The sequence below is a fragment of the Bradyrhizobium symbiodeficiens genome (assembly GCF_002266465.3).
GTDB lineage: Bacteria > Pseudomonadota > Alphaproteobacteria > Rhizobiales > Xanthobacteraceae > Bradyrhizobium > Bradyrhizobium symbiodeficiens.
On sequence record NZ_CP029427.2, the window covers coordinates 2182899 to 2203369 of the forward strand.

Sequence of the window (20471 nt, forward strand, 5' to 3'; positions counted from 1 at the left end):
CAGTCGGTTTCTGTTCGTTTCCAGCCAGCATCCTGATATTGCCAAGGCGAACGAAAGCGGGTTTGTCAGACCTGTCACCGAGCACTCCAATGGCCGTCATCTCATCGAGCACCAACCAGATTTCGCCCGCCAACGAGCGCCTGTACCACCAGAGCGCGCTGGTCGGCGATTGGAAGGGCAATTGGGTGGGCAACGGCAATCAGCCCGTCGGCTTCAAGGTCGTGAACATCCGCGGTGCCCGGGCGCAGGTCGAGTACACCCATAACGGGCATACCGAGCGCGGCTTTGCCGAGGTCCAGGGCACGCTCATCACCTTCGGCGGGGTCACGGTCGGCACCAAGGACGGCAAGAACATGGTGATGCTGTTCTCCTTCGGAGGCGCCGGCAAGCAGACCGCGAACCTCGAGAAGCAAGCCCCACCGGCTTCCGACAGCCGTCTCATGGGAAGCTGGGGCGGCTATTCCAGCGACAACGGCAAGAGCGCGAGCTTCAAGGTGCTCGCGGTCAATGGCAAGGAAGCGCAGGTCAGCGTCACCACCGACGGCATCACGCGCCAGGGCACCGGCTACGTCTACAAGAACGTCATCATGTTCGGGCAGACGCAGATCGCGACCGATGACGGGCAGAACGGCAAGGTCATCTATCAGGTCGGCACCAAATCCTTCATGGTGCCGGTGACGAAATATCCGCCGGCCGACACGTCGTCCACCGTCGACAAGACGGCATAGCTTTCACGGCCGCGGTGCGCCGGATTGCGCCGGTGGCTTTAATTGTCGGTCGCCTCTCTCAGAATCGTGCAGGCCTGTTCGAAGCCGCTAACACGGATCGATCGCCAAGCTGCGGCTGCGACGTTGGCGGGGAGGGGGCTCCGCTGGCATTGGGGATGTTCGAGGCGTATAATCCGCAAAAGTCCTCACGGTAGCCTTCTATGCCCAGCCTCGTCTCATCACGTCATCTTGCAACTCTGCTTGCCGTGCTTTGCCTGACCGCGGCACCCGCCTATGCGCAGGTTGCGCCGCTGCAATATTGGATCCCCGGCGGGCCTTTCGGCCTCGGCGGTGGCGCGGGCCAGAGTTCCGATACTGACGGTAATTTCGCCAGCTTCAATGCCGGCGGTGCGGATTGGCGCAGCGGGTCGAATGGCTTCTTCGTCGGCAGCCAGCGCGGCAATCTCAATTGGAGCGGGCTCAGTCAGACCGGCCTCGGTCAGAACGGACTTGCCGGCAATTTCAGTGCGCTCTCATTTGACAGCACGCAGTTCGGCTACAACACCAAGACGATGGGTGGCATGCCCGTGACATTCTTCGCCGGTTTCGACACGTTGAAATATGGCAATGGCATCGGCAGCTCGGTTGCGCCGTTGACCGGCGCGGCACCCGGCACCAGCGCATTTGCCGGTGTCGAATTCAAGCCGACCTCCAACCTCAGCCTGTCGTTCGGAGCCGGTTTCATCCAGCAGGATACCGGCCGCATGGATAGCGATATCAGATCGAACATGCTGCCCGGCGAGTCGCCGGCCCTGAGCGGCCTTCGGCGTTAGGATCGCATCACCAGTTCCGGCGGACGCCGCAGCGACTTCGGCAGGTCCGGGCCGTAACCGAAGCGCATCACGATATCGGGACGCCTCTCGCCGAGCCCGAGCGAGGTCGCAAATTGCGGCCTCAGCGTCGCCACTTCCACCGGCTGGTTGACGAAGGAATATTTCAGTCCCAGCGCGGTCGCCTGCAAGCCGAAGCGCTGGCAGGCACGGCCGACCGCGATCCAGTGTGATTTGTCGCTGCGATCTGCCGCGAGCACGACGACGCCCGCGGAGCTGGCAAGCTGTTCGCGATATTTCTTGTTTTCTCCGCTCTCCGTGAAGAAGAACTTCAGCAGCGGCCGCGCCAGCCATGACGGCAGGGACGTATTTCCCGACGCAGGCGAGAATAACCCGTCCATGGTCGCGAGCGCCTCGGTCTCGTTGAAGCGAAGCCAGCTCACGAGCTCGCGCATGAAGGCCTTGTCGCGCATTTGTGCCGAGTTGCCCTCGAGCACATAGTCGGTGACACCGGCGATCGCGGCGCGCTCGGTCATCAGTATGGCCGTGACGTCAGGTTCGCGACAGGCGTTCTCGAGCTGGCGCAATATCTCGGGCGCGGCCTGCCTTCCGTCGAACGTGGCGCGGGTGCATTGCCTGGCTGGAATTGCGGCCGCCAACGCCGATGGGGCCGGCGGGGCCTGCTCGAGCGCGATCACGATCCGGTCGCCATCGATGACCGGATCGGCGCGCCAGCCCAGCGTGGATGCGGCGAGGACGAGGTTTTCGGCGGCGCAGCCGAGACTGACGAAGAGGTGATGATCGTCCGGATCGACGGCGGGACAGCGGCGCGCGAAGTCCGGTGCGATCGCGATCTCGTTGCCGCGAGCAGAGAAGATCCATGGCTGGGTGTTGTGGCTGTTGGCGGCGAGGGTGGCAAAGCGCACGAGCTCGCGATCCCGAGGCACGGCCTGCAGTGCGACGCGTGATGACGTTGCCGCTTCGTCATAGGTCATGGCCGCAGCTACAGCTGGGCCACCGACGGCTGCAGTAGAAAGTCCTAGCGCTGCCGCGATGAATTGACGTCGGTCAACCACGAAGGTTCGCTCCACGTTGAATTGCGCAGGACGCTTTTAGCGCTGGTGGAAGACGGAGCAATTGACGAGCCTCAAGGTTGGAGAACCCTCGCTCTACCGCGTGAACTTGGCGACGAGCTCCACATGCGGCGTGTGCCGGAACTGGTCGACCGGAACGACGCTGTCGATCTTGTAGCCGCCATCGATCAGCAGCCGCGCGTCGCGGGCAAAGGTGGCGACGTTGCAGGACACCGCGACCACCACCGGTACCTTGCTCGCGGCGAGCTTCAACGCCTGCGCCTGCGCGCCCTGGCGCGGCGGGTCGAACACCACGGCCTCGAAATCGCGCAGCTCCGGCGGCACCAGCGGGCGGCGGAACAGATCGCGCGGCTCGGCCTCGATCGGCTTCAGGCCCGGCGTGCGTGCGGCTTTCGCCAGCGCTGCGATGGCGCCGGCGTCGTTGTCGAAGGCCGTGACGCGCGCCTTCTCCGCGAGGCGCAGAGCGAACGGCCCGACGCCGCAGAAGAGATCGAGAACCTCCTTGGCCTTGCCGATGCGTTCCGCGACGAGCGCTGCCAGCGTCTCCTCGCCCGCGACGGTTGCCTGCAGGAACGAGCCCGGCGGCAGCGTCACCTCAGCGCGGCCCATCTTTATTGTCGGCGCCAGGCGTTGCAGCACCAATTCGCCATGGCGCGTCAGCCGCGCCAGGTGGTGCTGCTCGGCGACGCGCGAGAGCGCGGTGACCAGCGGCGTCGGCAGCGGGCCGGAGCCGCGGACGTCGACATCGAGGCCGTTGGCGGTGGCGGTGACCTGGATGTCCAGCGGCTTGGTCACCGGCATCCTGGACGTCAGCGGCTCCGCCAGTGCCCAGGCGGCATCGAGCGCGCCATTCAGCGCCGGATCGAGGATCGGGCAACGATCGATCGGAATGACGTCGTGCGAGCTTGCCGCCGCGAAACCGACCTTGAGGACGTCATGCGTGCCGAAGCGGCCGTGCAGCGTGATGCGCCTGCGCCCGGCGCCGTGGGCATCGACCAGCGGTGCGACTTCGCAATCGATGCCGGCCTGTGCGAGTGTCTCGACCACGATGCTGCGCTTCCAGGCGCGATATGGCTCGGCCGCCCAATGCTGGATGGCGCAGCCGCCGCAGACGCCGAAATGCGGACAGAACGGTTCGATCCGCTCTAGGCTTGCGAGGTCGACCGCGAGCAGCTTGCGCCGGTCGGGATGATTGCCCACGACGTGATCGACCTCGACGGTCTCGCCGCCAAGCGTATAGGGCACGTAGATCGCTTCGCCGGCGTCAAGGCAGACGCCGTCGCCGCGATGGCCGACGTGGTCGATGGTCAGGCGCTCAACCACGACGCGCGCCCAGGAAGAATTCGATATTGCCGTCGCCGCCCGCAATCGAGGAAGGGAACACCTCGATGTCGGTGCAGCCGAGCGAAGCGGCAAACGCGGCGATGTCGTCGCAGATCTCCCGGTGCACGGCGGCGTCGCGGACGATGCCCTTCTTGTTGTGCTTCCTGTCAGCCTCGAATTGCGGCTTGATCAGCGCCAGCAGGCTCATCGGCGCTGCCGCCAGCGATAGCGCCACCGGCAACACGGTCTTCAGCGAGATGAAGCTGACGTCGATGACGACGACATCGGGCCGCGCCGGCAGCCGCTTGCCCTCATAGCTGCGGATGTCGGTCTCCTCCATCGACACGATCTTGGGATGGCCGCGCAGCGAGGGATGCAACTGGCTGGTGCCGACATCGATGGCGAACACCAGGCTCGCGCCGTTGGCCAGCAGCACCTCGGTGAAGCCGCCGGTGGAGGTGCCGACGTCGAGGCAGACATGGTCCTCGATCTCGATCGGGTAGCGTTCCAGCGCGCCGGCGAGCTTGACGCCACCGCGGGAGACGTAGGGGTGCGCGGGCTCGGCCTGGATCACCGCGTCCTCGGCGATCGTCTCCGACGGCTTTGCCACCTGCCTGTCGTCGGCCGTGACGAGACCCGCCTCGATCGCCGCGCGCGCCCGCGCCCGGCTCTCGAACAGGCCGCGCTCGACCAGCAGAACATCCGCGCGCTTGCGGGCAGGGGACATCGGATCTCCGGAGAAGGGTTCGAGCGCTTATGTAGCGATCAATCGCGCAGCCGCCATCCGGACGCAAGCCTCGAACGCGGCCAGATCGTGCCAGAGGTCGATCGGCATCGCGGCCGGCGTCACCAATGGACAGCCGTGCAGCTCCAGCGCATGGATCATCATGAGGTTGTCGACGAGGCCGAAATCCTCGATCGTCAGTCCTTGTGCGTCGACCAGCCGTCCGTCCTCGGATCTGACGTCCACGAAACGACCGACCCGGTCGGCATAATTGGCGCCGTCGTTGGAATAGGCCAGGCAGAATCTGCGGCGCCCGGCCATGTAGCCGAGTTCATAGACCGTGCCCGGATCGGCGCCGGCGCCGCGGAACGGGGTGAGGTTGGCAATGATGGCGTCGGCCGCATCCATCATCGCCTCGTTGCCGCAGAAGATCTGCCGCGCGGCATCGGGCGCGGTGAGGTCGATCGCGTTGTCGAGGGGATAGAGGCCGGTGAGCCCGTAGCGCTCGCAGATCGCGACCTTCTGCCGGCCGATCTCGACCGCATCCGGCAGGAACACGTCGGGGCCTGCCAGATAGATTTTCATGGAGCAAAGCCGAAAAATGGGGTCGAGGTGCGAGCCGCATCGCATGCTCTGCTCCCTCTCCCGCTTGCGGGAGAGGAGTGGGGAGAGGGTGTCTCCGCGGGCGAGAAACCCCCAAGAGGAGAAAGCCCTCACCCGCGCCTTCGGCGCGACCTCTCCCGCGCGCGGGAGAGGTGACTCACCATCAAGCCAGCTTGACCGTCTCGGCCTTGACGTCCTTGCCGAGCGCCTCGAACACCTTGGCGACGATGCCCTTGGCGTCGAGACCGGCGCGGCCGTACATCGCGGCCGGGGTGTCGTGGTCCTGGAACACGTCGGGCAGCACCATCGTGCGGAACCTGACCATACCGGTGTCGAGCGCGCCCTGATCGGTCAGGTACTGCGCGACATGCGAGCCGAAGCCGCCGACCGAGCCTTCCTCGACCGTGATCAGCACGTCGTGGTCGCGGGCAAGTTTGAGCACCAGCTCGGTATCCAGCGGTTTCATGAAGCGTGCATCGGCGATGGTGGTCGACAGGCCGTGGGCTGCGAGCTCGTCGGCCGCCTTTTCGCATTCGGCGAGGCGCGTGCCGAAGGAAAGCAGGGCGATCTTGCTGCCCTGGCGGACCACGCGCCCCTTTCCGATCTCGAGCGGAATGCCGACTTCCGGCATCTCGATGCCGCGGCCTTCGCCGCGCGGATAGCGCAGCGAGCTCGGACGGTCGTTGATGGCGACTTGGGTCGCCACCATGTGCACGAGCTCGGCTTCGTCCGCCGCCGCCATGATCACCATGTTCGGAAGGCAGCCGAGGTAGGCGTTGTCGAACGAGCCGGCATGGGTTGCGCCGTCGGCGCCGACGAGGCCGGCACGGTCGATGGCGAAGCGGACGGGCAGGCTCTGGATCGCGACGTCATGCACGATCTGGTCATAGCCGCGCTGCAGGAAGGTCGAGTAGATCGCGCAGAACGGCTTGTAGCCCTCGGTCGCAAGACCCGCGGCGAAGGTCACCGCGTGCTGTTCCGCGATGCCGACGTCGAAGGTGCGGTCGGGGAAGGCCTTGTTGAAGATGTCGACACCGGTGCCGGACGGCATCGCCGCGGTGATGGCGACGATCTTGTCGTCCTTCTCCGCTTCCTTGACGAGGCTCTGGCCGAACACGTTCTGGTAGGCCGGCGCGTTCGGCTTGGACTTGGCTTGCGTGCCGGTCGCGACGTCGAACTTGACCACGGCGTGGTACTTGTCGGCGGATGCTTCCGCCGGGCCGTAGCCCTTGCCCTTCTGTGTCACGACGTGGACCAGGATCGGGCCGGTCTCCATGTCGCGCACGTTCTTCAGCACGGGCAGCAGATGGTCGAGATTGTGGCCGTCGATCGGGCCGACGTAATAGAAGCCGAGTTCCTCGAACAGCGTGCCGCCGTCCATCATGAAGCCGCGGGAATATTCCTCGACGCGGTTGGCGCGGTTGGCGATGATCTTGGGCAGACGCTGGTTGATCTGCTTGGCGGCCTCTCGCAGCGTGCGATAGGTCTTGCCGGAGTAAAGGCGCGACAGATAGGCGCTCATGGCGCCGACCGGCGGCGCGATCGACATGTCGTTGTCGTTGAGGATGACGATCAGGCGCGAGTTCATCGCACCGGCGTTGTTCATGGCTTCATAGGCCATGCCCGCCGACATCGCGCCGTCACCGATGACCGCGATAACGTTGTTGTTGCCGCCGGCGAGGTCGCGTGCCACCGCCATGCCGAGGCCGGCGGAGATCGAGGTCGAGGAGTGCGCTGCGCCGAACGGATCGTAATCGCTCTCGCTGCGTTTGGTGAAGCCCGACAGGCCGCCGCCGGTACGCAGTGTACGGATGCGGTCGCGCCGGCCGGTGAGGATCTTGTGCGGATAGGCCTGATGGCCGACGTCCCAGATCAGCCGGTCGCGCGGCGTGTCGAAGACGTAATGGATCGCGGTGGTGAGCTCGACCACGCCGAGGCCCGCGCCGAAATGGCCGCCGGTCACCGAGACTGCATCGATGGTCTCCTGCCGCAGCTCGTCGGCGACCTGGCGAACCTGCTCGATCTTGAGCTTGCGCAGGTCGTCCGGCGTCCGGATGGTGTCGAGAAGCGGCGTTTTACTATATGCGTTCACGGCGATTTCCAATTTGTCAGCGCCGGAAGGTCATTCCGGTGCGCGATGGGTTTGCACAATATCGGCGCAGCGCGAGTCCTCAAACCGTCGGAGCCACCTGCATGGGGCAAGGCCCCGTCTTCAAGCTTAGGTAAGCTTAAGTGCGCTCCGGTTCAGTCTCTGTGATCCCTGTCACTTAGATCGGCTTCGTCCGTCCCAGCCAATTTCATTAGCAGTTTGAAGCGCTTGTCGTCGGAATTCTCTGCCCACGCAAGGCTTGCAAAAAGCCACACTCCGCGCAGCTTTACACCAAAGCTTGGGCCAAAGCCAACCCGCAGGACCGATTAGGGGTATGCAGATGCAACCGGCGGGCCAGAGTGGTTAACCCAGGGCCGGGGCCAGGGGTTCCCGACTTGCCCGGTTCCTCGGCAGGATTTTCGCCTGAATGAGACCCTTTTTGGTCCTGAGGGACCGATCTCCGCAATGGATGACATCGATCCGGCTGCACGGAACCGCGCTCCTCAGCGGATAGCGCCGTGCGATCGTGAAATCAATGTGGGCGGCCACGCGCTCGTGATGAGGTTTCGCGAGACCAGCCAGAGGCTGGTTGGGAAAGCCTTGGTCTTCCTTACTGCACGTCCAGCGGCGCAGTGCCGGTGGCTTGGCCGCTGGCATCGGTGGTGATCTTGTCGACGCGCGCCTCGGCCTGGCGCAGCAATTCCTCGCAGCGGCGCTTCAGCGCTTCGCCACGTTCGTAGATCGTCACGGATTCCTCGAGCGGCACCTTGCCGTCCTCGAGTCGCTTCACGATCGTTTCGAGTTCCTCGATCGCGCGCTCGAAGGTGAGCCTGGAGACGTCGACTTGGGTATTTTCGGCCATATCCGTTTCCGATTGCCCGATTCGCTGCTCTTGCAAAACAGCAGAGTTTTGCGGGCGTAATGTGGCGGGTGCGTCACGCGCCCATCAGGGCGCCGACATGCGCCGTAACAGATTCTTTCAGTCCTTGCAGGTCATAGCCGCCTTCGAGCACCGAAACAACGCGGCCCCCCGCGGTCTTGTCGGCGAGATCCATCAGCTTGCGCGTCACCCAGGCATAATCCTCCGCGCGCAAATTCAGCGAGGCCAGCGGATCGCGGTAATGCGCATCGAAGCCGGCGGAGATGACGAGTAGCTCCGGGCTGAATTTTTCGAGCTGCGGCAGGATCAGATTCTCGAACGCGGAACGGAATTCAGGCCCGCCATCCTCGGAAGCGAGCGGCGCGTTGACGATGGTGTCGTGGTCGCCGCGCTCGCCGGTCGCACCGGTGCCCGGAAACAGCGGCATCTGGTGCGTCGAGCAGTACATCACGGTCGGGTCCGACCAGAAGATGTCCTGCGTGCCGTTGCCGTGATGCACGTCGAAATCGACGATGGCAGCGCGCTTGATGCCGTATTTGCGCTGCGCATGGCGCGCGGCGATGGCGACATTGTCGAAGAAGCAGAAGCCCATCGGCTTGCCGATCTCGGCGTGATGGCCGGGCGGGCGCACCGCGACGAAGGCATTGCGATGCTCGCCATTCATCACTGCTTCGGTGGCAGCCACGGCGCCGCCGACACCGCGCATCACCGCTTCCCATGTGCCCGGCGACATCGAGGTGTCGCCGTCGATATAGACGAGGCCGCTGCTCGGCGCGATGTGGCGCAGCTCGGTGACGTAGTGCTCGTTGTGGCACAGCGTGACGAGATCGAGATCGCCCTCAGGCGCCTGGTCGCGCACCAGAAACTGGAAGCGCTCATGCGACAGCGCTTCCTCGACCGCGCGCAGGCGATCCGGCCTTTCAGGGTGTCCCGGCGGCGTGACATGGTCGAGGCAGGCCTTGTGGGAAAGGAGAAGCGTGCTCATCAGGTCGGCCTCATGGATGCGGGCTTTCGACGTCGCTTGGCGCATCCGGCGCCAAAACGCAATGCAAAACCCAATCTATGCGCTTGAACGGGAATGGCAAAGGGTCGTCCCGTTCCGGCCCGTTTGATCCGGATCAATTCACGCGCAGGATGCGGCTCAGCGGCAGCGGTCCGATCGGTCCGTGCGCCCGGAAGAACGCGAACAGCGCGTCCGCGTCGTAGCCGCCATATTGCGGCGCCGTGCCTTGTTTGGCGACGGTAAAACCATCGCCGCCGACCGCGAGGTAATCGTTGAGGGTGACACGATAGCCGCTGGCCTGCTCGATCGGCCTGCCGTTGAGCGTCATCCTGTCGGCCATCACGCGCTCGCCGAATGGCTTCGACGCATCCCAGGCATAGCTGAACCCGTTCGACACCTGCAGGATCCGCGGTCGCTTCGGGTCCAGCCATTGCTGCTCGAGCATGTCCTTGAGCTGGCTGCCCGTCAGCGTCATCGTCACGAGGCGGTTGCGGAACGGCTGGCTGGCGAAAACATCGCCGAAGGTGATCGCGCCGTTCTCCTTCGGGACGATGTCGGTGCGGATGCCACCGGGATTGGTGAGCGCGATGACAGCGCTGCCATCCTGGGCCGCCCTGGTCGCGGCAAGCTGCGCGTCCGCGATGACGTCGCCGAGCGCGCTTTCGCCGGCCTCGTTCGGCACGCGCGACAGCGTCTGCGTCACCGATCCGGCCGGCCGGTTGGCGATCGGCGCCGACAGCCTGTCATAGGCCTCGATCAGCGCGGTCTGCTCGGCGTCCTTGGCCAGCGAGGCATTGGCGACGATGACGTTCTCGGCTTTGGCGCTGACGATGTCGCGGGTGACAGGATCGAGCTTGAGATCGATCGCGGTGACCAGCGTGCCGTATTTGTCGCCACTGGTGACGAGCCGCCCGTCGATGTCGCAGACGTAGGCGCGGTGGGTGTGGCCGCTGACGACGACGTCGACGGCGCGGTCGAATTTCTTGACGATGTCGACGATCGGCCCGGTAATGGCAGGGCATTCATTGTAGTCGCCAGCGGGCTCGCCGCCCTGGTGGATCAGCACCACGATCGCCTCGACGCCGCGCGCCTTCAGCTGCGGTACCAGCGCGTTCACCGTCGCGGCTTCGTCGCGGAATTCGAGCCCGGCGATGCCCGACGGCGAGACGATGCCCGCGGTCTCCTTCAAGGTCAGCCCGATGAAGGCGACGGGGATGCCATCAAATTCCCTGATCTCGTAGGGCGGCAGCACGCTGTTGCCCGTCGCGGTCTCGACGGTGGACGCGGCCAGATAGCGGAATTTGGCGCCCGTGAACGGATGCGGCCCCTGGCAGCCGTCGACCGGATGACAGCCGCCGTTCTGCATCCTGAGCAGCTCGGTCTTGCCCTCGTCGAATTCGTGATTGCCGACCGAGCTGATCGCAAGCCCCATCAGCGAAAGCGCTTCGACGGAAGGCTCGTCGTGAAACATCGCCGACAGGAACGGGCTCGCGCCGATCAGATCGCCGGCCGCGACGAAGATCGTGTTCCTGTGTCCCTCGCGCAATTGCTTGACCAGCGTCGCCATGTATTCGGCGCCGCCGGCGGCAACCATCACCTTCCTGGCTCCGTCCTCGGGATCGGCGATGCGGATGCCGCCCGGCGGCGGGCGCAGATTGCCGTGAAAATCGTTGATGGCAAGGATGCGCAGCTCGACCGGCGCGGCGGTTTGGGCCGAGGCGGGGAGGGCTGAGGTCAGCGCGAGTGCGGCAAGGATCGATCGAAAGGCGTATCGCATGGAACCAGATTAGTCGGTCCGCGCGAAGATTTCACGAAGGTTCTCGCCGTCAATCCGGGGCGACGCGTAGCGTCGAGTATCGTAGGGTGGGCAAAGCGGAGCGTGCCCACCATCTGACCGTAATCGAAGTAAAGTCGTGGGCACGGCGCAAATGCGCCTTTGCCCACCCTACGAGACCGGTCTCGCGAAGACGGTTCTCACTGTCTCACCCCTACCGCTTCTTCCGGCTCGCGAACGCGTTGAATGCCGCCACCGCTTCGTCCGACTTCAGCCGCTCGCCGAACAGATGGCCTTCCTGGTCGATGCGGCGGGTGAGTTCTTCGGCCGGCGCGCGCAGCAATTTGCGGGAGGTTGCGACCGCCTCGGCGGGCAGCCGGCAGATATCGCGCGCCACCTTGCGCGCCTCGACCTCGGTATGTCCCGGCGATACCACGGTGTTGACGAAGCCTGCCGCGTGCGCCTCCGCGGCGGAGAAAGTCCGCCCCATCACCAGCATCGCGAAGGCGCGCTGATATCCCATCGTGTTCGGCATCAGGAGGCTGGCGGCGCCGACCGGCACCAGCCCGAGATGGATGTAGGGCGCGGAGAAGGTCGCAGCGTTCGAAGCCAGCACGTAGTCGCAGTGGAACAGCATCACGGTGCCCATTCCGATCGAGGCGCCGTCGACGGCGGCGATGATCGGCTTGACGTTGAGGGCGAGCGAATAGAGAAACTTGGCGCCCTCCGACAGCGTCTCGGGGCGCGCGGTGTCGGCGTGCAAGAAATCGTCGATGTCGTCGCCAGCGGTGAACACGCCGGAGCCGCCGGTGATGATCATGCAGCGGATGTCGGGGTTGTTCTGCGCGGTGTCGATCGCGCGGCTCATTTCCCGATACATGTCCTGGGTGATGGCGTTCTTCTTGCCCGGCCGGCGCAAGTTGATCACGCGCGTTCCGCGTTCCTCGGTGAGGACGACGTTGCCGTTCGGCATGAGAACCCCCTGCGCCCGCCGCGACGCTTCTCGCGAGACTTGCAAGCATCAGCCTACATCATCCCGCAGGCGTGCCAATGCGCTGGGCTCAACCTTTTCGTCGTCGAATTCCGGGAGGGCCGGCGCGTGGCCACGCGCCGCAACAAATGGCTACAATGTTTTATTTGAAAAATCTATGGTTGTGGTGCACGATCCCGCGTGGGTCCATTTGGCCGGTTGCCCGATTGATGAGTGCTGCAGCCAGCGTCGACGAATCCTCGCTGCACTACCGCGGCTGGCGCGTCGTGCTGGCCTGTTTCCTGATGGCCTTCTTCATGTTCGGCTTCGGCCTGTACGGCCAGGGCGTTTATCTCGCCGAGCTGCAGCGCGCCCATGGCTGGCCGGGCACGCTGGTCTCCGCGGCCAGCACGTTCTCGTTCCTCCTGACCTCCGTCCTCGTCATCTTCACCGACGATCTGCTCGCGCGAATCGGCTTGCGGTCGCTGATCCTGTGCGGCCTGGCGGCGCTCGGCGTCTCGACGGTGCTGCTGGCGCTGATGCAGACGCCCTGGCAGCTGTATCTCGCCTATGCGCTGATGTCGGTCGGCTGGACCGGCATGGGCACGGTGGTGATCGCGACGGTGCTGAACTCCTGGTTCGAGCGCCGGCGCGGGCTCGCCCTCAGCCTCGCCTTCAACGGCGCGACCTGCGGCGGCATCATCCTCGTTCCGCTGCTGCTGTCGCTGACCGACAGCATCGGCTTTCGCGCCGCCATGCTTGCGACCACTACCGCGATGATAGTGCTGGTGCTGCCTGTCGTCGTGATCTTCATGGGCTGGCCCGCCGGGATGTCGCCGGCATCGGTCGGACGCCCCTCCGGCGGCAGCGCGCCCGCGCCAAGCCATTCCCGCAAGACGCTGCTCGCCAACGCGGCGTTCTGGACCATGGTGCTGCCGATCGCGATCGCGGTTCTGGCGCAGATGGGGTTCATCGTTCACCAGGTGAGCTTTCTCGAGCCGCTGATCGGGCGCTCCGCCGCAGGGTTCGCGGTCACCATCATGGCGGGGATGGCGGTGGTCGGCCGCCTGTCGCTCGGCCTGTTCGTCGACCGGCTCGATCCCAGGCTCGCCTGTGCGGCGTCGATGACGAGCCAGGCGGCCGCGCTGTTCGTTCTCGTGCAGAGCGAGAGTCCGACGGTGCTGCTGGTGTGCTGCGCCGTCTACGGCTTCTCGATCGGCAACATGATCACGTTTCCGCCCTTGATCATCCAGCGCGAGATCGGCGCAGGCGCCTTCGCCGCCGCAATGGGATTGGGCACCTCGATCAGCGGACTCGTCAGCGCCTTCGGTCCCGGTATCGTCGGGCTCGTGCAGAGCTTGACGGGCAATTACACCACGGCTTTCGCGATGTGCGTCTTGCTGGACCTAGTGGCGGCGGGAATCGTGCTGTGGCGGCCTGGGAGAAGGGCGGAGCGCTCGCGCGAAGGTGTGTCGATCAGCTGAGAGAGGCTGGAGCGCGCGCAACAATCTTGATGTCGTCCCGGCCCCCGTGCGCAATTGCACACTAGGCCGGGAGGACAGCGAGTCTGCGGCTGGCGGGGCGCTCAACTCACCCCAGCAACACCGTATCGGCCGCCGCGACCGACTCCGCGCTCTCGGTCACGGTGCGCTCGAGCGCGCCGGCCTGCACACTGATGTTCTCGGCGAAGAAGCGTGCCAGCGAGACGTAGCGCGCGGCGTCCGTGTTGCCGTCGGCCTTGGCGGCGAGCGCCTCGGAGGCGAGCAGGCAGCCGCCGAGCGTGGAGCCGAACTGCTGTAGGTACGGCGTCGCACCCGCAAGCGCCTCGTTCGGCGCGGACGTCACGCGCTCCAGCAGCCACTTGCTGGTGCGCGTCAAGGCCTCCAGCGCTTCGCGCAGCTTGACGCCCGTGGTGCCGAAAGCCGGATCGTTGGAGGCTTCGACTTTCTTGACCGTCGCCGTGAGCTCGTCGAGCAGCGCCCACACCGACGCGCCGCCATTGGCCGCGAGCTTGCGCGTGACGAGGTCGATCGCCTGGATGCCGTTGGTGCCTTCGTAGATCGCGGTGATGCGGGCATCGCGATAATGCTGGGCCGCACCGGTCTCCTCGATGAAGCCCATGCCGCCATGCACCTGCACGCCGAGATAGGCGACCTCGTTGCCGATGTCGGTGGAATATCCCTTGGCCATCGGCGTCAGCAGCGCCGCGCGCGCGGCTGCGTCAGCGCGCACCTTCGGGTCCCTGGCGCGCGTCGAGACGTCGAGCGCGACGGCGGTCGCATAGCAGATGGTGCGCGCGGCCGCCGTCTGCGCCCGCATCCGCATCAGCATGCGCTTGACGTCGGGATGCACGAAGATCGCGTCCGAGCCGTCGCCTTTCTTGCCGACCGCACGGCCCTGCTTGCGCTCCTGCGCATACGACAAGGCCTGCTGATAGGCGCGATCGGCGACGCCGACGCCCTCCAGGCCGACGCCGAGGCGGGCCTGGTTCATCATGGTGAACATGCAGCGCATGCCCTGGTTCTCTTCGCCGATCAGGAAGCCGATGGCGCCGCCATGATCGCCCATGGTCATGGTGCAGGTGGGGGAGGCATGCATGCCGAGCTTGTGCTCGACGCCGGAGGCGAAGATGTCGTTGCGCTGCCCCAGCGAGCCGTCTGCATTGACCATGAACTTCGGCACGAGGAACAGCGAGATGCCCTTGGTGCCGGCGGGCGCGTCGGGCAGTCGTGCCAGCACGAAATGCACGATGTTGTCGGTCATGTCGTGCTCGCCATAGGTGATGAAGATCTTCGTCCCCTTGATGCGATAGGTGCCGTCGGCCTGCTTCTCGGCGCGGGTGCGCAGCGCGCCGACGTCGGAGCCGGCCTGCGGCTCGGTGAGCTGCATCGTGCCGGTCCATTCGCCGGAGACGAGCTTTTCGAGATAGATCTTCTTCAGCGCGTCGCTGCCATGCGCGTCCAGCGCCTCGATCGCCGAAGCCGTCAGCAGCGGGCAGAGGCCGAAGGCGACGTTGGCCGCGCTCCAGATCTCGGTGCAGGCGGCGTTGATCGCGATCGGCAGACCCTGGCCACCGAAATCCTCGGGGCCCGAGACCGCGTTCCAGCCGCCCTCGGTCCAGCGCTTGTAGGCGTCCGGCCAGCCCGGTGCGGTCGTCACCTTGCCGTCGCTGAGCTTGATGCCGTGCTCGTCGCCGACCTTGTTGAGCGGGGCCAGCACGTCGGTTGCGAACTTGCCGGCTTCCTCCAGCACGGCCGCGACGATGTCGGCGTCGAAATCGCCGTAATGGCCGGCCTCCATGGCGGCCTTGAGGCCGGCGCCGTGGTTGAGCGACAGCAGCATGTCAGAGATCGGCGCGCGGTAGGTCATGGCTCACTCCCGTGGACGGATATTGGCGCCGTATTCCCATGAAATGGCGGAGGTCTCAATGGGCGGAAGGCTGCCTCGCCGCAGGGCCTGTGATCCCAAGCCCGGCTCGATATCGGGCGTGGCGCGGCCGATCCCGGGCACCTGCGGTATTTTGCCCCTCCAGGCGGTTGAAATGCCGCGCTGCTCCCTATAGACCGGCTGCGACCGGAGGGAATCTGCGGCGGCCGGCCGTCGCCATCCCGTCCGGGTCGTTGGGGCGTAGCCAAGCGGTAAGGCAGCGGATTTTGATTCCGCCATTCGGAGGTTCGATCCCTCCCGCCCCAGCCAGAAGCTCCGCTTTCTCGAAATCTGGCGAAGCCGGCCTCGTACAGATCCCTTGGCGGGTCCTCGATTATGGCGTTGCGGCGGCCCAGGGCCGCCGCAGCCGCATCGGGACGCCGCCGCCGGGCGGAGGGTCGTCGTCGTCATCGAGCTTGCGCAGCGCACTGAGGATGTCCGCGAGCCGGATCGGCTGGTCCATGCCGGGAATCTCGCGCAGCGCCGGGTGGGATTCGACGGCGTACATGTCCGAGGCCCACGACGACAAGATGATCCGCTTTTCCGCCGTGGAGAGCTTGCTGTCGTCGAGGACGGCGCTTGGCGATGCATAATGCGCAGCCGGATGGAACAGCGCGCCGAGACCGCCGGTGGTCGCATTGGCATTGGTCATTTCCTGTCTCCCTCTACACTCCTTTCGAAGGGATGTTCGACCGGCGGATGGCGATCCGGTCGCCATCCGCCATGGTCGTCATTGTCGAATGCGTTCGACGGGCCTAGGCCGCCTTCTTTTGCTCGATCTGCGGTGACGCGGCACCCGCGATCTGGATCCGGCGCGGCTTCATGGCTTCCGGAATTTCACGCAGGAGATCGATGACCAGGAGACCGTCCTGGAAAGCGGCCTGCTTGACCTGGACGTAGTCGGCGAGATTGAACACGCGGCGGAACGGACGCGCGGCGATACCCTGATAGAGATATTCGCGCGTGGCGCTGTCGGGCTTCCGGCCCTCGATGGTGAGCGCGTTCTGCTCGGCGGTCACGCTGATGTCGTTGACGCCAAAGCCCGCCACAGCCAGCGTGATCCGGTATTGGTCTTCGCCGGAGCGTTCGATGTTGTAGGGGGGATAATTGTCCTCGCCCGCCTGACGCAGCGTGCTGTCGACGAGATCGGCCAGATGGTCGAAGCCGATGGTGGAGCGCCACAGCGGCGCGAAGTCGAAGGTGGTCCTCATACCAAGTCCTCCAAAGAGCAAGATGGATACGAAGGAGCGCCGTTTAAGGAATCGGAAAACGGATCCGAAGACCCCGGCCCGGCGCCCGCGCCGGACCCGATCGGGCATCCGGCACACCGCTCTCGCGGCGAAAAACGACTTAGAGCGCCGCAAGGACCTTGCAAGAGGGGCGCGCAAGATTTTTTTGGGGGCCCCCGGTGTCGTCAAGGAAGCGGCGAGAGAGGGTCTTGACAGGAAAACGGGCCTGAATAATTTTTGCGCCGGAAGATGCTTCTTCCCACACCGTAAATTTGAAAAGGACCGTGAAAGACCGTCAGGAGTGACGACGATGCTCGATCAGGATTTCGCCCGCATCCGCGCGCACCGCAACAACCTCTCTCGTTATCGACGCCTGCTGAAGACTGAGCTGTCGGACATTGAGCGCCAGTTTATCGAACGACGCCTCGCCGAGGAGCAGACTGCGCTCGAGGCTCTTGCCGCCGATGCCTTCCCGGCCGCATTCACCGTTCCGAACACGCCATCGGCCATTGCCGCGACTGGAGCGGAACGATGAGTGACGTCCGTAAACTCCTCATCAACGGCAGCGAGAAAGTGATCGGGCACTATCGCGTGTTGCTGGCCGGCGCCAGAAGCGCGAGCGAACGCGAGCTCTATCGCGCCCGGATCGAGCGCGAGCAGCGCCTGCTTGACGCTCTGCGGGGCGGCCTGCCGGAGCGATCGGCGGCGTGAGGGGAAGAGCTACGCCAGCGCGGCCGACAATTTGCGCATCACCCGGTCGAGCACCGCCACCTCCTCGGCGGTCAGCGCCCCAAGCAGCTTCGTCTCCCGCGCCAGCGCGAGAGGCACGATCTTGCGATAAAGCGCGCGACCGGCCGGGGTCAGCGAGACGATCAGCTCGCGCCGGTCGTCGGGATGGTGCTTGCGGCCGGCGATGCCGCGCGACTCCAGGCCCTGCACGGCGCGGCTGACCTGCATCTTGTCGAGCGTCGTCAGCGGGCCGATCTCCTTGGTCGCAATCTCCGGGCGCATGCCGAGAATGGCGAGCACGCGCCATTCCTGCCGCGTCAGGGCGAAGCGCTCGGAATAGACCTCGGCCACCGCCAGCGACACCTGCTCGGCGAGGCGTGCCAGCCGGTACGGAAAATATCGCTGCAGATCCAGCTCGACGCCACCCTGCGCCGTTGCGGCTTCGGCCGCGTCCCCGCGCGCCACGCTCGAATGTCCCATCAAGCCATCCCGTCCATCGATCCACCGGAAAATTTCTTCGGAGCCGGTTGATCCAGATCAAATTCAAGGAATAGTAACATCTGATACCAATTTCGCAACCGTAGATCCAGGGAGCGAAACGCCATGAAAATCGAGAAGATCCATCACGTCGCCTATCGCTGCGTCGACGCCAAGGCGACCGTCGAGTTCTACAAGACCGTCATGAACATGGACCTTCTCGGCGCCATTGCCGAGGATCGGGTGCCTTCGACCAAGGCGCCCGATCCCTACATGCACATCTTCCTCGACGCCGGGAACGGCAACATCCTTGCCTTCTTCGAGCTGCCGAACTCGCCGCCGATGGGCCGCGATCCCAACACGCCGGAGTGGACCCAGCACATCGCCTTCCAGGTCAAGGACCTCGCCGAGCTCGAAGAGGCCAAGGCGCGCGCGGAGGCTGCCGGCCTCGACGTCGTCGGCGTCACCGACCACACCATCTTCAAGTCGATCTATTTCCGTGATCCCAGCGGTCATCGCCTGGAGATTGCGGCCTGGACCGCGACGCCCGAGCAGATCGACCGCATGAAATCGGTCGCGCACGAAATGGTCGAGGAATGGTCGCGCACCAAGCGCCCGCCGCGCCACACCGCCTGGATGCACGAAAAGGAATTCGCGGACGCGCATTGATCCCCGGCACGCGCATCAGGAAGCGAACATGACGAGCTACATCTATCCGAAGTTCGGCTACCGGCGTTCCCAGGAGCAGGCCGAGGGGATCGTGAAGCGGCATCCGATCGTGGTGATCGGCGCGGGCCCCATCGGCCTGACCGCGGCGCTCGACTGCGCGGCGCGCGGCCAGCCTGTCGTGGTGCTCGACGACAACGATACCGTCTCGATCGGCTCGCGCGCGGTCTGCTACGCCAAGCGTCCGCTCGAGATCTGGGACCGCCTCGGTTGCGCGGCGCCCATGGTCGAGCGCGGCGTCAGCTGGAACGTCGGCAAGGTCTTCTTCCAGGACGAGATGTCCTACCAGTTCGATCTGTTGCCCGAGGCCGGCCACCAATGGCCGGCCATGATCAATCTGCAGCAGTATCATTTGGAAGAAATGCTGGTTGCCAAATGCAGGGCCAACCCGCTGATCGAGCTGCGCTGGAAGCATCGCCTGATCAGCCTCAAGCAGGCGGCCGACCACGCGACGCTGGCGGTGGAGACGCCCGACGGCATCTTCACCATGGAGGCGCAATGGGTGATCGCCTGCGACGGAGCCAATTCCGACGTGCGCAAGATGGTCGGCGCCGAGTTCACGGGACAGTTCTTCCAGGATCGCTTCCTGATCGCCGACGTCGCCATGAAGGCGGATTTCCCGACCGAGCGCTGGTTCTGGTTCGATCCGCCGTTCCACCGCGGCCAGTCCGTGCTGCTGCACCGGCAGGCCGACAATTTGTGGCGCATCGACTTCCAGCTCGGCTGGGAGGCTGACCCAGATGAGGAAAAAAGGCCGGAGCGGGTGATTCCGCGCATCCGCGCCATGCTCGGCGAGGACACCGAGTTCGTGCTCGAATGGGTCTCGATCTATCAGTTCGCCTGCCGGCGCATCGACAATTTCCGCCAGGGCCGGGTGCTGTTCGCCGGCGATGCCGCGCACCAGGTCTCGCCGTTCGGCGCGCGCGGTGCCAATACCGGCGTTCAGGACATCGACAATCTCGCCTGGAAGCTCGCGATGGTGTTGCGCGGCGAAGCGTCGGAAGCGCTGCTCGACAGCTATCACGAGGAGCGCGCCTATGCCGCCGACGACAACATCCTGAACTCCACGCGCGCCACCGACTTCATCACGCCGAAGACGAAAACGAGCCGCTATTTCCGTGACGCGGTGCTGGAGCTCGCCCGGCATCATGGCTTTGCGCGACCTCTGGTCAACAGCGGCCGTCTCTCGACGCCGACGCCCTATGTGACGTCGGCGCTCAATACCCCCGACGACGATTCGATGATGGGCGGCGTGCGGCCCGGCACCAATGCGGCCGATGCGCCGATCACGGCGGATGGCAAGCCCGCCTGGTTCCTCCCTTGTCTCGGCGATGCGTTCACGGTCGTGGCCTTCGGCAAGGAGACCGACAAGACCGAGATCGCGGTGGGTCCCCTCAAAGCGAAGCTCATTGTCGTCGGCCGCGACATCGCCGATCCCTCCGGCCTGCTTGCCGAGCGCTACGGCGCTTCGCCCGGGACCACCTACCTGTTCCGGCCCGATCAATATGTCGCGGCACGTTGGACCGGATTCGACGAGGCGGGGATCGCGGATGCGATGCTGCGGGCCTCCGGACACGACATCGCCGGACGGAAGGAACTGGCGGCATGACGCTCAATTTGTCACCCAACATCAGGGATCCCGACGATTTCTATGCCGAGCTGATCAACAGCCAGCGTGACCTCGACGAGGATCAGGCGCTGCGGATGAACGCCCGGCTGATCCTGCTGCTCGCCAATCACATCGGCGACCGCAGGGTGCTCACGGAGGCGATCGGCTGCGCCCGCACCGGCGGCGGCTAGGTCGCGCGACGGCCACGTTGATTCAGCTCAAGTGGCAAAGCAGGTTTCGGCGCAGGATCATTCGTATCCAGCCGTGGAAACCAAGCC

The 20471-nt window shown here is 65.2% G+C and carries 21 protein-coding genes and 1 tRNA gene; 9 read left to right on the forward strand and 13 right to left on the reverse strand.

Translation table 11 applies throughout. From position 1 onward, the window contains the following. The first annotated feature begins 89 nt into the window (after positions 1 to 89). Both CIT39_RS10000 and CIT39_RS10005 read left to right on the forward strand, forming a co-directional pair. Positions 90 to 728, forward strand: coding sequence for a hypothetical protein (locus tag CIT39_RS10000; protein ID WP_094975501.1), 639 nt, complete (start codon positions 90 to 92; stop codon positions 726 to 728). A 200-nt stretch (positions 729 to 928) separates the two neighbouring features. Further along, positions 929 to 1540: a hypothetical protein gene (locus CIT39_RS10005; RefSeq protein WP_094975500.1), complete on the forward strand. Its 612-nt coding sequence runs from the start codon at positions 929 to 931 to the stop codon at positions 1538 to 1540. Here the strand turns inward: CIT39_RS10005 and CIT39_RS10010 are convergent. The 9 genes from CIT39_RS10010 to CIT39_RS10050 form a co-directional block, all read right to left on the reverse strand. Continuing rightward, entirely contained in the window at positions 1537 to 2532 is a 996-nt protein-coding gene (locus CIT39_RS10010; RefSeq protein WP_244607558.1) for an Acg family FMN-binding oxidoreductase, read from the reverse strand. The two genes, CIT39_RS10005 and CIT39_RS10010, sit on opposite strands and share 4 nt — an antisense overlap. A gap of 174 nt (positions 2533 to 2706) precedes the next feature. After that, positions 2707 to 3954, reverse strand: a complete 1248-nt coding sequence (locus tag CIT39_RS10015; protein ID WP_094975498.1) for a class I SAM-dependent RNA methyltransferase — start codon at positions 3952 to 3954, stop codon at positions 2707 to 2709. After that, complete coding sequence (locus CIT39_RS10020) at positions 3947 to 4681, reverse strand: TlyA family RNA methyltransferase (protein WP_094975497.1); 735 nt, start codon at positions 4679 to 4681, stop codon at positions 3947 to 3949. The genes CIT39_RS10015 and CIT39_RS10020 overlap by 8 nt, the downstream gene beginning before the upstream one ends. Before the next feature lie 27 nt (positions 4682 to 4708). After that, positions 4709 to 5263, reverse strand: coding sequence for a nucleoside 2-deoxyribosyltransferase (locus CIT39_RS10025; RefSeq protein WP_094975496.1), 555 nt, complete (start codon positions 5261 to 5263; stop codon positions 4709 to 4711). A 181-nt stretch (positions 5264 to 5444) separates the two neighbouring features. Continuing rightward, a complete protein-coding gene (dxs, locus tag CIT39_RS10030) occupies positions 5445 to 7373 on the reverse strand; it encodes a 1-deoxy-D-xylulose-5-phosphate synthase (RefSeq protein ID WP_094975850.1) in 1929 nt (642 codons plus the stop codon). Positions 7374 to 7980: 607 nt separating this feature from the next. Next, positions 7981 to 8232, reverse strand: coding sequence for an exodeoxyribonuclease VII small subunit (locus CIT39_RS10035; RefSeq protein WP_008132970.1), 252 nt, complete (start codon positions 8230 to 8232; stop codon positions 7981 to 7983). Between the two features lie 73 nt (positions 8233 to 8305). After that, positions 8306 to 9235, reverse strand: coding sequence for a histone deacetylase family protein (locus CIT39_RS10040; protein WP_094975849.1), 930 nt, complete (start codon positions 9233 to 9235; stop codon positions 8306 to 8308). Positions 9236 to 9368: 133 nt separating this feature from the next. After that, positions 9369 to 11030, reverse strand: coding sequence for a bifunctional metallophosphatase/5'-nucleotidase (locus CIT39_RS10045; protein WP_094975495.1), 1662 nt, complete (start codon positions 11028 to 11030; stop codon positions 9369 to 9371). Between the two features lie 211 nt (positions 11031 to 11241). Next, a complete protein-coding gene (locus tag CIT39_RS10050; protein ID WP_094975494.1) occupies positions 11242 to 12000 on the reverse strand; it encodes an enoyl-CoA hydratase-related protein in 759 nt (252 codons plus the stop codon). 227 nt (positions 12001 to 12227) lie between these two features. On the opposite strand from CIT39_RS10050, the gene CIT39_RS10055 reads away from it, so the two are divergent. Further along, on the forward strand, positions 12228 to 13481 hold the full coding sequence (locus CIT39_RS10055) for an MFS transporter (protein WP_094975493.1): 1254 nt from the start codon (positions 12228 to 12230) through the stop codon (positions 13479 to 13481). A gap of 106 nt (positions 13482 to 13587) precedes the next feature. Here CIT39_RS10055 and CIT39_RS10060 read toward each other — a convergent pair whose 3' ends face one another. Further along, the gene (locus CIT39_RS10060; RefSeq protein WP_094975492.1) at positions 13588 to 15366 is read right to left on the reverse strand and encodes an acyl-CoA dehydrogenase family protein; all 1779 of its coding nucleotides are present in this window, start codon (positions 15364 to 15366) and stop codon (positions 13588 to 13590) included. A gap of 252 nt (positions 15367 to 15618) precedes the next feature. Here CIT39_RS10060 and CIT39_RS10065 point away from each other — a divergent pair. Then, positions 15619 to 15693: transfer RNA gene (locus CIT39_RS10065), tRNA-Gln, on the forward strand. Positions 15694 to 15757: 64 nt separating this feature from the next. Here CIT39_RS10065 and CIT39_RS10070 read toward each other — a convergent pair. Beyond that, positions 15758 to 16075 carry a hypothetical protein gene (locus tag CIT39_RS10070; RefSeq protein WP_094975491.1) on the reverse strand — a complete coding sequence of 106 codons (318 nt, stop codon included), beginning with the start codon at positions 16073 to 16075 and terminating at the stop codon, positions 15758 to 15760. 103 nt (positions 16076 to 16178) lie between these two features. Continuing rightward, positions 16179 to 16634, reverse strand: a complete 456-nt coding sequence (locus tag CIT39_RS10075) for an Hsp20 family protein (protein WP_018322651.1) — start codon at positions 16632 to 16634, stop codon at positions 16179 to 16181. Positions 16635 to 16656: 22 nt separating this feature from the next. Here CIT39_RS10075 and CIT39_RS33205 point away from each other — a divergent pair, with 22 nt between their 5' ends. Both CIT39_RS33205 and CIT39_RS10085 read left to right on the forward strand, forming a co-directional pair. Then, positions 16657 to 17187 (forward strand): hypothetical protein, encoded by a 531-nt coding sequence (locus CIT39_RS33205; protein WP_414645240.1) that lies wholly within the window; start codon positions 16657 to 16659, stop codon positions 17185 to 17187. Continuing rightward, complete coding sequence (locus tag CIT39_RS10085; RefSeq protein ID WP_094975489.1) at positions 17184 to 17363, forward strand: hypothetical protein; 180 nt, start codon at positions 17184 to 17186, stop codon at positions 17361 to 17363. The genes CIT39_RS33205 and CIT39_RS10085 overlap by 4 nt, the downstream gene beginning before the upstream one ends. A 9-nt stretch (positions 17364 to 17372) precedes the next feature. Here the strand turns inward: CIT39_RS10085 and CIT39_RS10090 are convergent, their stop codons facing one another. Continuing rightward, positions 17373 to 17861, reverse strand: coding sequence for a MarR family winged helix-turn-helix transcriptional regulator (locus CIT39_RS10090; protein ID WP_094975488.1), 489 nt, complete (start codon positions 17859 to 17861; stop codon positions 17373 to 17375). Positions 17862 to 17984: 123 nt separating this feature from the next. Here CIT39_RS10090 and CIT39_RS10095 point away from each other — a divergent pair, with 123 nt between their 5' ends. From CIT39_RS10095 to CIT39_RS10105, 3 genes are read left to right on the forward strand one after another with little or no spacing between them, the layout of a single operon-like run. After that, complete coding sequence (locus CIT39_RS10095) at positions 17985 to 18527, forward strand: VOC family protein (RefSeq protein WP_028143158.1); 543 nt, start codon at positions 17985 to 17987, stop codon at positions 18525 to 18527. Positions 18528 to 18555: 28 nt separating this feature from the next. Next, a complete protein-coding gene (locus tag CIT39_RS10100) occupies positions 18556 to 20193 on the forward strand; it encodes an FAD-dependent oxidoreductase (protein WP_094975487.1) in 1638 nt (545 codons plus the stop codon). Continuing rightward, positions 20190 to 20384 (forward strand): DUF2783 domain-containing protein, encoded by a 195-nt coding sequence (locus CIT39_RS10105; RefSeq protein ID WP_094975486.1) that lies wholly within the window; start codon positions 20190 to 20192, stop codon positions 20382 to 20384. The genes CIT39_RS10100 and CIT39_RS10105 overlap by 4 nt, the downstream gene beginning before the upstream one ends. The last annotated feature ends 87 nt before the right edge of the window (positions 20385 to 20471 follow it).